The 14,214-nt window shown below is 66.5% G+C and carries 17 protein-coding genes and 1 pseudogene; 12 read left to right on the forward strand and 6 right to left on the reverse strand.

Features of this window, described 5'->3' with window-relative positions; translation table 11 throughout:
- Positions 1-11: 11 nt before the first annotated feature.
- The 3 genes from EH231_RS11620 to EH231_RS11630 are packed head-to-tail and all read left to right on the forward strand — an operon-like array spanning position 12 to position 2,517.
- A complete protein-coding gene (locus tag EH231_RS11620; protein WP_164480856.1) occupies positions 12-1,166 on the forward strand; it encodes an amidohydrolase family protein in 1,155 nt (384 codons plus the stop codon).
- Complete coding sequence (locus EH231_RS11625) at positions 1,166-1,558, forward strand: Rieske (2Fe-2S) protein (protein WP_090435185.1); 393 nt, start codon at positions 1,166-1,168, stop codon at positions 1,556-1,558. Before EH231_RS11620 ends, EH231_RS11625 begins: the two co-directional genes overlap by 1 nt.
- A gap of 23 nt (positions 1,559-1,581) precedes the next feature.
- Positions 1,582-2,517 (forward strand): alpha/beta fold hydrolase, encoded by a 936-nt coding sequence (locus EH231_RS11630; protein WP_090435181.1) that lies wholly within the window; start codon positions 1,582-1,584, stop codon positions 2,515-2,517.
- 17 nt (positions 2,518-2,534) lie between these two features.
- On the opposite strand, the gene EH231_RS11635 is transcribed toward EH231_RS11630, so the two are convergent.
- Entirely contained in the window at positions 2,535-3,008 is a 474-nt protein-coding gene (locus EH231_RS11635) for a hypothetical protein (RefSeq protein ID WP_164480857.1), read from the reverse strand.
- 33 nt (positions 3,009-3,041) lie between these two features.
- Here EH231_RS11635 and EH231_RS11640 point away from each other — a divergent pair, with 33 nt between their 5' ends.
- The 9 genes from EH231_RS11640 to EH231_RS11680 all read left to right on the forward strand — a co-directional run bounded on the left by EH231_RS11640 (position 3,042) and on the right by EH231_RS11680 (position 11,143).
- A complete protein-coding gene (locus EH231_RS11640; protein ID WP_205264197.1) occupies positions 3,042-4,343 on the forward strand; it encodes an NADH-ubiquinone oxidoreductase-F iron-sulfur binding region domain-containing protein in 1,302 nt (433 codons plus the stop codon).
- On the forward strand, positions 4,340-4,561 hold the full coding sequence (locus EH231_RS11645; RefSeq protein WP_090435172.1) for a ferredoxin: 222 nt from the start codon (positions 4,340-4,342) through the stop codon (positions 4,559-4,561). Before EH231_RS11640 ends, EH231_RS11645 begins: the two co-directional genes overlap by 4 nt.
- 94 nt (positions 4,562-4,655) lie before the next feature.
- Entirely contained in the window at positions 4,656-6,311 is a 1,656-nt protein-coding gene (locus EH231_RS11650) for a thiolase C-terminal domain-containing protein (RefSeq protein ID WP_090435169.1), read from the forward strand.
- Positions 6,312-6,314: 3 nt separating this feature from the next.
- The gene (locus EH231_RS11655; RefSeq protein ID WP_090435166.1) at positions 6,315-7,184 is read left to right on the forward strand and encodes an alpha/beta fold hydrolase; all 870 of its coding nucleotides are present in this window, start codon (positions 6,315-6,317) and stop codon (positions 7,182-7,184) included.
- The gene (locus tag EH231_RS11660; protein ID WP_090435164.1) at positions 7,184-8,002 is read left to right on the forward strand and encodes an NAD(P)-dependent oxidoreductase; all 819 of its coding nucleotides are present in this window, start codon (positions 7,184-7,186) and stop codon (positions 8,000-8,002) included. Before EH231_RS11655 ends, EH231_RS11660 begins: the two co-directional genes overlap by 1 nt.
- Positions 8,002-8,790 carry an NAD(P)-dependent oxidoreductase gene (locus tag EH231_RS11665; protein ID WP_090435161.1) on the forward strand — a complete coding sequence of 263 codons (789 nt, stop codon included), beginning with the start codon at positions 8,002-8,004 and terminating at the stop codon, positions 8,788-8,790. Before EH231_RS11660 ends, EH231_RS11665 begins: the two co-directional genes overlap by 1 nt.
- 148 nt (positions 8,791-8,938) lie before the next feature.
- Complete coding sequence (locus EH231_RS11670) at positions 8,939-10,141, forward strand: cytochrome P450 (protein WP_090435158.1); 1,203 nt, start codon at positions 8,939-8,941, stop codon at positions 10,139-10,141.
- A gap of 31 nt (positions 10,142-10,172) precedes the next feature.
- Positions 10,173-10,373: a ferredoxin gene (locus tag EH231_RS11675; protein ID WP_044522319.1), complete on the forward strand. Its 201-nt coding sequence runs from the start codon at positions 10,173-10,175 to the stop codon at positions 10,371-10,373.
- A 2-nt stretch (positions 10,374-10,375) separates the two neighbouring features.
- Positions 10,376-11,143 (forward strand): alpha/beta fold hydrolase, encoded by a 768-nt coding sequence (locus tag EH231_RS11680; protein ID WP_124712468.1) that lies wholly within the window; start codon positions 10,376-10,378, stop codon positions 11,141-11,143.
- A 1-nt stretch (position 11,144) separates the two neighbouring features.
- On the opposite strand, the gene EH231_RS11685 is transcribed toward EH231_RS11680, so the two are convergent.
- From EH231_RS11685 to EH231_RS34245, 5 genes and pseudogenes are all read right to left on the reverse strand, one after another.
- A complete protein-coding gene (locus tag EH231_RS11685) occupies positions 11,145-12,065 on the reverse strand; it encodes an LLM class F420-dependent oxidoreductase (protein WP_090435155.1) in 921 nt (306 codons plus the stop codon).
- Positions 12,066-12,077: 12 nt separating this feature from the next.
- Positions 12,078-12,374, reverse strand: a complete 297-nt coding sequence (locus tag EH231_RS11690) for a DUF1330 domain-containing protein (protein ID WP_090435152.1) — start codon at positions 12,372-12,374, stop codon at positions 12,078-12,080.
- Between the two features lie 15 nt (positions 12,375-12,389).
- Entirely contained in the window at positions 12,390-12,584 is a 195-nt protein-coding gene (locus EH231_RS11695; RefSeq protein WP_090435149.1) for a ferredoxin, read from the reverse strand.
- Positions 12,584-13,864 carry a cytochrome P450 gene (locus tag EH231_RS11700; protein WP_090435340.1) on the reverse strand — a complete coding sequence of 427 codons (1,281 nt, stop codon included), beginning with the start codon at positions 13,862-13,864 and terminating at the stop codon, positions 12,584-12,586. Before EH231_RS11700 ends, EH231_RS11695 begins: the two co-directional genes overlap by 1 nt.
- A gap of 131 nt (positions 13,865-13,995) precedes the next feature.
- Positions 13,996-14,128, reverse strand: a pseudogene (locus EH231_RS34245) (short-chain dehydrogenase); the annotation flags it as partial.
- Positions 14,129-14,214 lie beyond the last annotated feature (86 nt).

Consider the following 14,214-nt stretch of genomic DNA (forward strand, 5'->3'; position numbering starts at 1 on the left):
GGAGGCCCTGTATGTCAACCAACCAGCCAATCACGACGAGTCCACGGGTGCCCGCCACGGAGCGAATTGCGGTGCGGTGCGTCGACTCCGACGTCCACCCCATGCCCAAGCGCGGTCAGCTCCTCGAGTACATCCCGGAGCCGTGGCGCAGCAAATTCTTCATGAGCCATCCGGTCGGCGACCAGATCTACTACGACGCACCCGATTACGCGCACTCCTACGCGATGCGGCTCGACGCCTTCCCGCCCGACGGTGAGTTCGCCTGCAGCGACCCCGATATGGCGCTGCGCCAGCTCATCATGGAAGCCGGTTCGGACATCGCGATCCTGGAACCGACGCACAGCGAGAGCCGCCTGGGTGAGGCCACCGCGGCCTACTGCACCGCCACCAATTCCTGGCTCGCCGACAACTGGCTGGACCCGCACAACAACTGGCATGAGCGCTGGCGCGGCTCGATCTGCGTGGCCGTCGAGGAACCGTCACTGGCGGTGGCCGAGATCGAGAAGTGGGCCGAACACCCATACATGTCCCAGGTCCTGATCAAGGCCGAGCCGCGGCCGTCGTGGGGCGACCCGAAGTACGACCCGGTGTGGGCGGCAGCGACCAAGCACGACATCACCGTGAGCTGCCACCTGTCCCGGGGTGAGTTCGAGAACCTGCCGCTTCCCCCGGTGGGCCTGCCGAGCTACAACCACGACTTCATGGTCACGTACTCACTGTTGGCGGCCAACCAGGTGATGAGCCTGATCTTCGACGGCGTCTTCGACCGGTTCCCGACGCTGCGCATCGTGTTCATCGAGCACGCGTTCACCTGGATCCTGCCGCTGATGTGGCGGATGGACGCGATCTATGAGGCACGCAAGTCCTGGATGGACATCAAGCGCAAGCCGAGCGAGTACGTCAAGGACCACATCAAGTTCTCGACCCAGCCGCTCGATTACCCCGAGGACAAGACCGAGCTGTCGCGGGCGTTCGAGTGGATGGAGTGCGAGAAGATCCTGCTGTACTCCAGCGACTACCCGCACTGGACGTTCGACGACCCGCGGTGGCTGGTCAAGCACCTGCCCGAGCACGCCCGTGAGGCCATCATGTTCCGCAACGGCATCGAGACCTACAAGCTGCCCGAAACCGTCCCGGTCCTCGAGGGACAGGTCCGGGTGTTCTAGTGAGCGAGCCTGACAAGCGCCCCCGGCTCGCGCAGGGTCGCGAGCACGTTGTCGCCACCGTGGAGGAGATCCCGCCCGGCACACACAAACTGGTGCCGATCGGCCGCCACGGTGTCGGTGTGTACAACGTCAACGGCACCTTCTACGCCATCGCCAACTACTGCCCGCACGAGGGCGGTCCGCTGTGCTCAGGCCGTGCCCGGGGCCGCACGGTGGTCGACGATGATGTGCCGGGCGACGCGGTGATGGTGCGCGACAAGGAGTTCATCTACTGCCCCTGGCACCAATGGGGTTTCGAGCTGGCAACCGGCACCACCGCGGTGAAGCCGGAATGGAGTATCCGTACCTACCCGGTCCGTGTGGTTGGAGATGATGTGTTGGTGATGGCATGAGCGAGCTTGCGAGCGAATCAACGATGTCGGGTGAGATTCAATTTCCGTTGGGAACCCCGGAACTCAAGCGGGGCGAGAAGACCATCGAGATAAACGGCGGCAACGTCGTCTACGAGATCCTGGGCAAAGAAGGCGATTTCATCGCGCTGACGCCCGGCGGCCGGTTCAGCAAGGACATTCCCGGACTGCGTCCGCTGGCCCAGGCCCTGGTCAAGGGCGGCTATCGGGTGCTGCTGTGGGACCGGCCCAATTGCGGCCGCTCTGACATCCAGTTCTACGGCCAGAGCGAATCGCACATGCGCGCCGAGACGCTCTCGGCGCTGATCACCAAGCTGGGCATCGGTCCGTGCATCCTGGCCGGCGGTTCCGGCGGGGCTCGCGATTCTATGCTGACCGCGATGCTCTACCCCGAGGTCGTCACCAAACTCGTGGTGTGGAACATCGTCGGCGGCGTGTACGGGTCGTTCGTGCTCGGCTCCTACTACATCGTGCCGAGCATCCTGGCCGTTCGCGGAGCGGGCATGAAAGCCGTTGCCGCCATTGAGGAGTGGAAAGAGCGCGCCGCCGAGAACTCGGTGAACCGCGACCGCATCCTGGCTCAGGATCCTGATGAGTTCCTCAAGCTGATGCTGCGCTGGCTCAATGCGTTCGTGCCGAAGCCCGGCCAGACCATTCCCGGCGTCGAGGACGAGATGTTCGACAACATCACCGTGCCGACGCTCATCATCCGTGGCGGCGAGAACGATCTGGACCATCCCAAGCGCACCTCCCTTGAGGTCAGCTGCCTGATCAAGGGTTCCAAGCTGATCGACCCGCCGTGGCCCGAGGACGCCTGGGAGCGCGCCGGTGAGGATCGGGCCTCGGGGAAGGTCAAGCGGTTCAACATGTTCGACACCTGGGTACAGGCCGCACCGGCGATCATCGAATTCCTGGGGTCGACCTCATCGGAGCCCAGGTGAGCGCAGTGCCGTCGCCCTCACACCGTCCGGATGTGCACCTCGCAGTTCAGGGAAGCCTCCAGGGCGGTGTGGACGCGGCTTTCCGGGACGCGGGTCAGGTCGGCCTTGTCCAGGGTCACCGTCACCACATCCCAGCCCTCGTCATCGACGGACCGAACGATGTCGCCCGACAGGCCGAAACCAGCCAGTACGCCGCGGGCGTCCTCGTCGGTCCCGCGGCTCACGAAGGTGACCACCCCAGCCGTGGGCGCGGTGCCAAAAGCCTTGGCACACAGTTCCATCGCAATGGCCTGCAGCTCTGGTGCGTCGTTGCCGGCGATCAACACCTCGACCTCGCGGCGATTCGCGGGCAGTCCGGCGAGCTGGTTGTCCAACACCTCGGCACCACGTTCGCCCAGCAACTCACGGAGCGTTGCCATGCCGTCGGATAGCTCCTGGCCCCCGAGCTCACCGGCCGGGTCGACGCCGACGCGCACCACCGCAGTTCTCATGCCGGTAAGCCTAACCGGGGACGGGATGTGACCATGACAGCCGAACTGACGGTCGCGGCATGGCCGGGAATCACCCCGCGCCTCCTGCGTGACGGGCCCGAAGGCCTGACCGACTATCAGCGGGCCGGGGGCTATGGCGCCCTTACCGATCCGGAGCAGTTGCTGGACGAGGTACAGGCCGGCGGATTGCTCGGTCGGGGCGGCGCGGCCTTCCCGATGGCGGTGAAACTGCGCACGGTCCGCGACAACGGGCAGCAGGGCGGCGAGGCCAAGATCGGCTCAGTGGTGATCGCCAACGGCGAAGAGGGCGAGCCGGCCTCGATCAAGGACCGCTGGTTGCTGCGCAACCGCCCACATGCGGTGTTGGATGGCCTGCGACTGGCCGCCGGGATCGTCGGTGCCGGCCGTGCCGTGGTGTACGTGTCGGATCCCCGGGCCGCCGAGAGCATCGAGCGCGCGCTCGCCGAACTCCCCGGCGAATTGCCCGGTGTGGCGATCGAATTGCTCACCGTCGCCCCAGGTTACGTCGCGGGCGAGGAAACCGCCGCCGTACACGTGGTCAACGGAGGACCGGCCAAACCGACGGACAAGCCACCGCGCCCGTTCGAGGAGGGGGTGGATGGCAAGCCGACGCTGATCAGCAATGTCGAGACGCTGGCCCACCTGGCGTTCCTCCACCAGCACGGCGCCCAGACGTTCCGGGAACTAGGCACCGAGGCCTCCCCCGGCACCTTCCTGGCCACGATCACCGGGGCCGGACGCGCGCCGGCGCTGTACGAACTGCCGCACGGCATCGCCTTCGCCGATCTGCTGACCCTGCACGGGGTGTCCCCCGACAAAGTCCACGGGGCGCTGATGGGCGGGTACTTCGCCGGACTGGTCAACCGCGACATCGTCGGGATCACACTGGATCACGAGTCGGTGCGGGCCCTCGGCAGCGGGTTGGGCTGCGGCGCCATCGGCATCCTCACCGATGACTGCCCGGTGGCGGTCGCGGCGTCGGTGCTGGCGTACTTCGACCGCGAGAACGCAGGCCAATGCGGTTCGTGCTTCAACGGAACGGCCGCCATGGCAGCCGTGGCCACGGGCCTGCGCGACGGTCTGGCCACGCAGGAGGACCTGGACCGGCTCAAGCGGTGGTCGGTGGTGTTGCGCGGCCGTGGTGCCTGCGCCACGCTCGACGGCGCGGCCAATGTGGCGGCGAGCCTGCTGTCCCAGTTCCCCGACCCGGTACAGCGCCACCTCGAAAATGGCTGTCAGACTTGCCGTTCCGGTGCATTCACTGCCGATCGGCCCTACGAGGTGGAGTCCCTGGAGGCGGTGGTGGCGGTATGAAGATCAAGCTCGATCGCACGTTGTGCGATGGCTTCGGATTGTGCGCCAAGCACGCACCGGAGTACTTCCCGCTCGACGACTGGGGGTACGCCTCACTTCAGGGTGACGGCAACATTCCCGAGGCCGACGAGGACGCGGTCCGGCGTGCCCTGCTGGACTGCCCCGTGCACGCGATCATCGAGTTGAAGGACACCCGGACACAGCGGGAGGCCGGCTGAGCCCGGCTCGAATACGTTGGTTCTGGATCACCGATACCGGAAACTGGTAACGTGATTCTCCACACAGAATAACCCGCTTACCACCGGAGTCGAGTTGTCACAGATACCGGGACGTCCGCTCCCGACGGTCACCACGCTCAACGAGTACTTCTGGACTGCGGGCGCCGACGGGGTGCTGCGAATCCAGGAGTGCCAGGACTGCAGCGCCCTCATCCATCCGCCGCAGCCGATCTGCCGCTATTGCCGCAGCCACAACATGGGCGTGCGTGACGTGTCCGGCCGTGCATCGCTGGCGGGGTTCACGGTCAACCACCGGTTCGGTTTCCCCGATATGCCGCCGCCGTATGTGGTGGCCGAGGTGGCCATCGCCGAGGATCCCCGGGTCCGGCTGACGACCAACATCGTCGACTGCGAGCCGGACGATCTAAAGCTAGGGATGCCGGTAGAGGTCGAGTTCCTGCACATCGAGGATGTCTGGCTGCCGGTGTTCAAGCCGTCGGCCGACACCACCTCCACCCCTCCGGTCGCCGAACCCGTCGCCCCCCAGGACGTCGGCAAGTACGTCCGGCCGATGCTGACCAAGGAGAAGTTCGAGGACCACTCGGCCATCACCGGCATCGGCATGTCCGCCATCGGCCGCCGGCTGATGGTGCCGCCGCTGTCGCTGACCATCGAAGCCGCCGAAAAAGCAGTCGCCGACGCCGGTTTGACGTTCGACGACATCGACGGTTTGTCCACCTATCCGGGTCTGGACATCGCCGGCATGGGCGAAGGTGGCGTGAGCGCACTGGAGGGCGCGCTCGGGCTCCGGCCGACGTGGATCAACGGCGGTATGGACACCTTCGGCCCCGGTGGCTCGGTGATCGCGGCCATGATGGCGGTCGCCACCGGAATGGCCAAACACGTTCTGTGTTTCCGCACGCTATGGGAGTCGACCTTCGGCCAGCTGGTCAAGGAGGGCAAGATGTCCCCTCCGATGGGTGGCCGTAGCAACAGCTGGCAACACCCGTTCGGGTCCACCTCGGCGGCACACACGTTGGCCCAGAACGCCGGCCGCCACTTCGACCGATATGGCACGACGCGGGAGACGCTCGGCTGGATCGCGCTGAACCAGCGTGCCAACGCCACACTGAACCCGACCGCGATCTACCGCGATCCGATGACCATGGACGACTACCTGTCGGCCCGCATGATCACCACGCCATTCGGCCTATACGACTGCGACGTGCCGTGCGACGGCGCGGTGGCTGTCATCGTCTCGGCCGTCGATGTCGCGCGCGATCTGGCCAAGCCGCCGATCCTGTTCGAGGCGGTGGGCACCCAGATCATCGAGCGATTGGACTGGGACCAGACCACCCTGACCCACGAACCGCAGGTGCTCGGCCAGAGCGCCCACATGTGGTCGCGAACCTCGTTGCGCCCCAGCGATGTCGATGTCGCCGAGCTCTATGACGGATTCAGCTTCAACTGCCTGTCCTGGCTGGAGGGGCTTGGCTTCTGCGGCATCGGGGAGGCCAAGGACTTCCTCGACGGCGGCCACAACATCGCCCGCGACGGCGTCATCCCGCTCAACACCCACGGCGGGCAGCTCTCGCACGGCCGCACCCACGGGATGGGCCTCATCCACGAGGCTGTCACCCAGCTACGCGGCGAGGCCGCTGAGCGCCAGGTGGCCGACGCGCGCGTCGCTGTGGCCAGCAGCGGTGGTCTGACCCCGAGCGGCGTGCTGCTGATGCGCAGGGACGACTAAGCCATGAGCAAGGCCGATCCGCACCCCAGGGTGGTGATGGTCGACGGCGTCCCGATGTCGGCCCTGGTCGCCGAGTCCCCTGCCCCGCGCGCCGTCGTCGTCGCATTGCACGGCGGGGCCACCACGTCTGCTTACTTCGACTGCCCCGGGCACCCGGAGCTGTCGCTGTTGCGCATCGCCGTCGACCAGGGGTACACCGTGATCGCGCTGGATCGCCCCGGCTATGGCGCGTCGGCGGCCTACCCGGACGCCATGGCACGGCCCGAACAACGGGTCGCGCTGGCGTTCGGCGCAATCCAGCGCATCGCCGGTGCGGCGGACCTGTTCGTTCTGGGCCATTCGATGGGCTGCGAGCTGGCACTGCACCTGGCGGTGCAACGGCCCGAGGTACTCGGCGTGTCACTGGCCGGCACCGGCCGCCGGTATCACCCGGGTGCACAGGACCTGCTGAAGGACGCCTCACCCGTGAACCGGCCGCGCGGTCTGCGTGAGCTGCTGTGGGAGCCGGCCCGGCTCTACCCGTCGGACGTGGTCGGCGCCGGATTGTCGGCGGGTGGCACCGCTTACGAGGGTGATGTCATCAAAACCTGGTCTCGGCAGGACTTTCCGGCGCTGGCCGGCCAGACGAAAGTGCCTGTGCAGTTCCTCGCCGGCGAGTTCGAGAACGTCTGGCAGTCCGATGCCGAGGCACTGGCCGCGATCGGCGCGATGTTCACCGCCGCGCCCCGGGTCCAGACCGGTGAGCTCGCCGATAGCGGGCACAACCTCAGTGTGGGGCTGACCGCCGCGAGTTATCACCGCAAGGTGTTGTCGTTCGCCGATGAGTGCGTCGCCGACAGTGCGCGCACCGAAGTGGAAGTGGAGGCAGGTTGATGCGAGTCGGATTTATCGGGCTGGGCAGCCAGGGCGCGCCGATGGCCCGGCGGATTGTCGAAGGCGGCTTCGAGACGACCCTGTGGGCCCGGCGCCCGGCGTCCCTGGAACCCTTCGCCGACACCGCGGCCAAGACCGCCGGTTCCCCCGCCGAACTGGCCGCCGCCAGTGATCTGGTCTGCCTGTGTGTGGTCGGCGACGACGACGTCCGCCAGGTGCTCGACGGCGAGAACGGTGTGCTGGCCGGACTCGCGCCCGGCGGCGTCATCGCCATTCACTCCACGGTGCACCCCGACACCTGTCGGGAGATCGCAGAAAAGGCTGCCGCCCAGGGTGTTTCTGTCGTCGACGCCCCGGTGAGCGGTGGCGAGCCCGCCGCCTCAGCGGGCACCCTGCTGGTGATGCTCGGCGGCGACGAGGAAGTCGTCGAACGGGTGCGGCCGGTGTTCGCCACCTATGCCGACCCGATCGTGCACCTCGGCGGCATCGGTGCCGGCCAGGTCGCCAAGATCCTGAACAACCTGCTGTTCAGCGCCAACCTGGGTTCCGCCATGAGTGCGCTGGAACTCGGTGAGGCGCTTGGCGTTCCGCGCCAGGCGTTGTGCGAGGTGATCTCGCGCGGCTCGGCCACCAGTAAGGCTCTCAACAGCATCGCCATGTTCGGCGGGACGCTGGACAACCTGGCACCGATCGCGGGGGCGCTGCTGCAGAAGGACTGCCGCCATGCCGCCAGCCTGGCCGACGATGCCTCGGCCCCCCAGGGGGCGGTGTTTGACGCGGCGGACAACGCCCTGGCGATCATGAACCATCCCCGCTGATGCATATCGGTTTCATCGGGGCAGGCCGGATGGGCGCTCCGATGGTGCGCCGCCTGACCGACGCCGGACACCAGGTGCGAGCCTTGGGCCGCGACGACGAAAAGCGCGCTGCGATAGCCGAACTCGGCGCTGAGCCGGTGGATTCGGCGAGCGCTGCCGTCGCCGATGCCGGCGTCACGATCGTCTGCGTGTTCACCGACGATCAGGTCCGGGAACTCTGCCCGGATCTGATCGACGAGATGCCGGCCGGTTCTGTGCTGGTGCTGCACACCACCGGCAGCCCCCGCACTGCCGAGGCCCTCGCCGAGCGCGGGGCCGCCCGCGGCATCGCCGTCGTCGACGCACCGGTCAGCGGCGGACCGCATGACATCGCGGCCGGCACCGTCACGGTGTTCGCCGGCGGTGACGACGACGCGGTCGCTCGCGCCCGCGAGGTGCTGACCTCCTATGCCGATCCGGTACTGCACGTCGGCCCGGTCGGCGCCGGACAACGGGTGAAGTTGGTGAACAACGCGTTGTTCGCCGCGCAGATCGGCGCCGTGGCCGAGGGCGTGCGCCTGGGCGATCGACTGGGCATCGACGAGGCGACGCTACTGACCGCACTCACCCACGGCAGTGCGGCAAGTCGCGCGCTGGGCGGTATCGCCGCCACCGGCTCCGCAGACGCATTCATCGCCCGGGTCGGCGAATTCATCGGCAAGGACGTGGCCGTGGTCCGCAGAACAGCCTCTGAGCTGGACAGCGACCTGGGCCGACTCGAGGACCTGCTCGACGCTGCACTCAAGTGAGCCGGCCCGCCGTCACGACCTGATCAGCACCCATTTTGTGCTTTTCAAACACTCCCAAAGGGTTTACTGTTAGCGTTACAGTTCAACAGATTCCCGTAACGTTTCACAGCACTTCCGGCCCAGCCCGCCGCGAAGGAGGAGCCAGCCAATGACCAAGGCCCAGGTGATTTTCGATCCGTTCTCCGAGGAGTTCTTCAACAACCCGTTCGACATGTACCGGCGGATGCGCCAGGACGCGCCGCTCTACTACAACGAGGACTCCGACTTCTATGCCCTGACCCGGCATGAGGACGTGTCGGCGGCGCTGAAGGATCACGAGGCGTTCTCCTCGTCGCGCGGCTGCGATCTGGCCATGGTGCAAAGCGACGAGCCGCCGCAGAAGTCGATCATCTTCATGGACCCGCCCGATCACCGGCACATGCGCAGCCTGCTGAACAAGGCGTTCACCCCGCGCATGATCCAGTCGCAGCGCGACACGGTGGTGGAACAGATCGACCACCACCTCGGATTGATCAAGTCCGACGAATTCGATGTCGTCCAGGATTTCTCGGGCCCGTTCCCCGTCGAGGTCATCACCCGGATGGCCGGCGTCGACCCGGAGTACCGCCAGCAGGTCCGGCACTGGATCGACACCAGTCTGTCCCGTGAACCCGGCCAGATCGGCTACTCAGAAGCCGGAATGCAGGCCAACATCGATACCGGCATCTACTACTACGGGTTGGTGCAGAAACGCCGGGAAGACCCGCAGGACGACATGATCAGCCGGCTCATCGCCGCCGAGATCCCCGGCGAGGACGGCCAGATGCGCCGCCTCGACGACATCGAGATCACCGGGTTCGCCACCCTGCTGGGCGGGGCCGGAGCCGAGACCGTCACCAAACTCATCGGCACCGCCATGGTGCTGTTCGCGCGCAACCCGGAGCAGTGGCAGAAACTCCTCGACGACCGCGAGAAGATCCCGGCCGCCGTCGAGGAATTGCTGCGCTACGAGGGCCCGGTGCAGTACAACGTGCGCTACACCCTCAAGGAAGCCCACGTGCCCAGTGGCACCATCCCGGCGGGCAAGGCGGTGTTCCTGATCAGTGCCGCGGCCAACCGCGATCCCAACGCGTTCACCGACGCCGACGCCTTCGACATCGAGCGCGACCGCACGGAGGCACAGAACCTGGGGCTGGGCTACGGCATCCACAGCTGTCTCGGGGCCGCACTGGCCCGTATGGAGAGCGCCGTCGCGCTGGAGAAGCTGCTCGACTTCATGCCCCGCTACGAGGTGAAATGGGATGAGCTGCAGCGGGTTCACATGCAGAATGTGGCGGGCTACTCGCACGTGCCGGTGAAGGTGTTGAGGTGATGAGCGCTTGCGCGAAGAACAGAGGGCGCTGATGACCAAGAAGGTTCACGTCGATTTCGAGATCTGCGAGAGCAACGCGGTCTGTATGGGGATCATCCCCGAAGTGTTCGACCTCGACGATCAGGACTACCTCCACATCCTTCAGGAGGATGTGACGCCCGAGAACGAGGCGCTGATCCGCGAAGCGGTGCGCCAGTGTCCCCGGCAGGCTATCTCGATCAAGGACGAGTAGGCGTGCGGTTCGTCTTCGTACACGGCGGTTTTCACGCGGCCTGGTGTTGGGAGCGGACCGTCGCCGAGTTGCAGAGCCTGGGTCACGACGGCGTCGCCGTGGACCTGCCCGGACATGGCGCCCGGGTAGCCGAGGAATCAACCCTGGCCAACCGGCGGGCCGCGATCGTCGAGGTGATGCAGCCCGGCGATGTGCTGGTCGGACATTCCGGCGGCGGGTTCGACGCGACCCTGGCCGCCGATGCGGCCCCGGAACTGGTGGGCCACATCGTGTATCTGGCCGCGGCGCTGCCCAGAGAGGGCCGGACCTATCCCGAAGCCATGGCCATGCGTTCGGCCGAGGACCAATTGGGCGGCGAATTCGACGGTGATGTCGGCGAGATGCTGGGCTACCTGCATTTCGACGAGGAAGGCGCCATGCACTTCGCCGACTTCGACGGCGCGTGGCGTTACTTCTACCACGACTGCGACGAGGCAACGGCGCGTTGGGCTTTCGATCGCCTCGGCCCCGAGCGATTCGGCGACACCACGGTCACGCCGGTGTCTGTGCCGCAGTTCTGGGGGGCCGATCTGCCTCGCAGCTTCATCCGCTGTCTGCAGGACCGCTCGATGCCGCAATGGCTGGCCGACACCGTCACCCAACGCCTCGGTGTCGAACAGCTGACCATCGACGCATCGCACTCGCCGTTCCTGAGCCGCCCGCGCGAGCTGGCCGAGCTACTCGTGCACGCCACGACCACCACGCCGATTGCCGCGTTGACGCCGGCCTGATCTATGCGGCGGAGATAACCGTCTTCCCGAATTCCTCGGCGGCCTCCAGCGCATGCGCCAGACTGTCGCCGGGCAGAGTCACGTGCAGCCAGGTCACCCCCAGCGCGGCGAGCTTGTCCACACCGGCCAGATAGGCCTCGGCATCGAAGTCATCGTCGCCGGGGCTACCGCCCTCAAAGTTGTTGAACACGATGTCGATTGCTTCCGGATCGCGACCGGCCGCGGCCAGCCGCGCCCGCAGATCCTCGATGCCGGTAGCCAAGGCGTCCAGTGAATCGATCGCTGCCGTACCCGCGGTCTTGGCCAGACCCGCCGGCGCGGCGAACGGGCACCAGCCGTCGCCGTGTTTGGCCACGCGGGCGCGCGCGGCAGACGTGTTGCCGCCGATCCAGATCGGAGGATGCGGGCTCGCCGCCGGCCGGGGGTGCGCCGTGATACCCCGGGCGCTGAAGCTCTTCCCCTCGAAGGTGTAGTCGTCGGTGGTCCAGACGCCGCGGATCACCTCGAGCGCCTCGTCGAAGAGTGCAGCGCGCTCATCGTAGGAGACCCCGAGCGCACCGAATTCCCGCTTGAGGTAACCGACTCCGACGGCCAGGGTGAACCGGCCGCCGGACAGCACGTCGAGGGTGGCACCGGATTTGGCCACCACGAACGGATTTCGATACGGCAGCACCACAATGTTGGGCACCAGGCGCAGGGTCGTGGTGTGTGCCGCGGCGAAGGCCATGGCCACGAACGGATCCAACGCATCGTGACCGCCGGCGTCAAGCCAGCGTTGCGACGGGGCGGGATGGTCGGTGAACCCGAAGCCGTCGAAACCCGCCGCTTCAGCCGCAGCCGCCATCGCCGCAACTCCGCTGCCGCTCACCAGATCCGGGTGGTAGGGGTGAGTGTGCATCGGGTAGGTGATGCTGTAACGCACTGCGGCCGCCGATCAGGAAGGGAAGCCGGAGATGATGATGCCGTTGCACTCCGCCGCGCCCTGACGGACCTTGGCGGCTGCCTGGTAGGCGTCGGAGTAATACCATTCCCGCGCGGCGTCGACGGACTCGAACTCCAGCACGACGGTCTGGGTGCCGTGCCAGGCGCCCTCGATGACCTCCGGCTTCTGGTCGACGGCCACGATGGTGGCACCGCCCATGGCCTTCGACGCCAGCTTCGCGTACTCCCCCATCCCGGCCGGGTCCTTGATGTCCTCGGTGATGATCACATATCCCTTGGCAACTGCCATGTCCGAACTCCTTCTCTAGCCTTCGATTTCGCTGATTGCCCGCTCCGGGCAATTCTGTATCGCCTCGCGTGCCGCATCCTCAAGTCCTGCCGGAACCTCTTCCGGATCGGCCACCGCCCAACCGTCGTCTGACATCTCGAAGACCTCGGGACACAGCGTCAGGCACATGCCATGGCCGGCACAACGGTCCTCGTCAACCCGGACCCGCATCAGCTGTCGAACTCCAGGTGCAGTTCGGTCAGCCCACGCAGGATGAAGGTGGGGATGTAGTTGTAGCGACGGTCGCCGTCCGAACCGTGCTCGGCCTCGGAGATCCGGATGTCGGTGGTCCGGTCCAGCAACCGCTCGATACCGACCCGGGTCTCGGCACGTGCCAACGGGGCACCGGGGCAGCTGTGGATGCCGCGGCCGAAAGCCAGGTGCTGGCGGGCATTCTTGCGCGCCGGGTCGAAGATGTCGGGATCCTCGAAGCGCCGCGGATCGCGGTTGGCCGCACCGTTGAGCACCATCACCGTGGTACCGGCATTCAACTCGGTGTCGCCGATCGTCACCGGGCAGCGCGACAGCCGGAAGTCGCCCTTGACCGGGCTCTCGATGCGCAGCGCCTCCTCGATGAAGTTCGGGATCAGGCTGCGGTCGGCCCGAAGCCGCTGCTGGATCTCCGGCTGTTCGCCCAAGACCTTCAACGCGGTGCTGAGCAGGCGCACCGTGGTCTCCTGTCCGGCCGAGAAGACATTCGTCGCCACCCGCGCGACATCGCCGACGTCGGGGATGCTGCCGTCCGGGAACGTGGCCTCCGCCAGCCCGGTGAGGACGTCATCGCGCGGGTTGGCCCGGCGGTCCGACACGTAGTCGGAGAACTGGCCGTAGAGGAACTCCAGCGGGCTGTGGGACAGCGATTCCTTGCTTGTGCTGCCGATGCCGCCGCCGGAATGCTGCTTGATGCCGTTGACGAAGCCTTCCCGATCCTCTGGCGGGATACCGAGCAGGTCGGCGATCACCAGGAGCGTGAACGGACCGGCGAAGCCTTTGATGAACTCGCCGCCGCCGGGCGCCAGGTAGCTGTCGAGCACCTCGTCGGCCAGCTGCCACATGGCGTCCTCGTTCTCCTTGAGGCGCTTGGGCGTGATCAACCGCATCAACAGCGACCGGTGATCGGTGTGGGTGGGCGGATCCAGCGTCGGCAGCTGATCGCTGAACGGCAGATCGTTGCGGTGCTTGTCGATGAGCGCGGTCACGTCCTCGGCACTGCGCCCCTCCAGCGGGACCGGGAACCCCGGGAACGGCCCGGTGACCGACAGGCAGGACGAGAAGGTCTCCTCGTCGTTGTAGACCTGCACGGCCTCGTCCCAGCCGGTCACCATGGTCACGTTGTAGTGGTCTTCACGGGTGACCGGGCACTTGTTCCGCAGCGCCTCGAAGAATGGGTACGGGTTGTCGACCAATCGTTCATCGCGGAAAAAATCGATACCGGTTGGGTCGATCGCCATCAGCTGCTCCCGTTCCAGCCACTCATATGAGAATGTGGCTCTCATCTACGAATAGTAGATTTCCACAGCACCGGTTTCGCGTCAACGCCGCACCCCGACCTATCAGCGACAAGCAGCAAGAATAGTATTCTCTACCAGCCACCGCGCATCCTCAGTCTGCCGTCGACAGCGATCAACTGGCCCGGTGATGAAGCCCGCTCCGTCGCCGGCCAGAAACACCAGAACCGGCCCGAGGTCGCGGGCCGGATCCCCCAGCGCGCGACCTCGGGCCCGAGGAATTCCGATACCCCAGGAGCCGCCGGTGACCAGGATCCGACGGCCATCCAGGGATTGGCCCACAGGGAGATAGT

The organism is Mycolicibacterium nivoides, from assembly GCF_003855255.1.
Classification (GTDB): domain Bacteria; phylum Actinomycetota; class Actinomycetes; order Mycobacteriales; family Mycobacteriaceae; genus Mycobacterium; species Mycobacterium nivoides.

What these genes read in the sequence shown, in the direction of transcription:
- EH231_RS11695 (WP_090435149.1), bottom strand. Translation starts at nt 12,584, where the DNA reads ATGCGGGTCCGGGTTGACGAGGACCGTTGTGCCGGCCATGGCATGTGC.
- EH231_RS11700 (WP_090435340.1), bottom strand. Translation starts at nt 13,864, where the DNA reads ATGGCGATCGACCCAACCGGTATCGATTTTTTCCGCGATGAACGATTG.
- EH231_RS11665 (WP_090435161.1), top strand. Translation starts at nt 8,002, where the DNA reads ATGCATATCGGTTTCATCGGGGCAGGCCGGATGGGCGCTCCGATGGTG.
- EH231_RS11690 (WP_090435152.1), bottom strand. Translation starts at nt 12,374, where the DNA reads ATGGCAGTTGCCAAGGGATATGTGATCATCACCGAGGACATCAAGGAC.
- EH231_RS11660 (WP_090435164.1), top strand. Translation starts at nt 7,184, where the DNA reads ATGCGAGTCGGATTTATCGGGCTGGGCAGCCAGGGCGCGCCGATGGCC.
- EH231_RS11635 (WP_164480857.1), bottom strand. Translation starts at nt 3,008, where the DNA reads ATGAGAACTGCGGTGGTGCGCGTCGGCGTCGACCCGGCCGGTGAGCTC.
- EH231_RS11675 (WP_044522319.1), top strand. Translation starts at nt 10,173, where the DNA reads ATGACCAAGAAGGTTCACGTCGATTTCGAGATCTGCGAGAGCAACGCG.
- EH231_RS11630 (WP_090435181.1), top strand. Translation starts at nt 1,582, where the DNA reads ATGTCGGGTGAGATTCAATTTCCGTTGGGAACCCCGGAACTCAAGCGG.
- EH231_RS11670 (WP_090435158.1), top strand. Translation starts at nt 8,939, where the DNA reads ATGACCAAGGCCCAGGTGATTTTCGATCCGTTCTCCGAGGAGTTCTTC.
- EH231_RS11645 (WP_090435172.1), top strand. Translation starts at nt 4,340, where the DNA reads ATGAAGATCAAGCTCGATCGCACGTTGTGCGATGGCTTCGGATTGTGC.
- EH231_RS11655 (WP_090435166.1), top strand. Translation starts at nt 6,315, where the DNA reads ATGAGCAAGGCCGATCCGCACCCCAGGGTGGTGATGGTCGACGGCGTC.
- EH231_RS11640 (WP_205264197.1), top strand. Translation starts at nt 3,042, where the DNA reads ATGACAGCCGAACTGACGGTCGCGGCATGGCCGGGAATCACCCCGCGC.
- EH231_RS11620 (WP_164480856.1), top strand. Translation starts at nt 12, where the DNA reads ATGTCAACCAACCAGCCAATCACGACGAGTCCACGGGTGCCCGCCACG.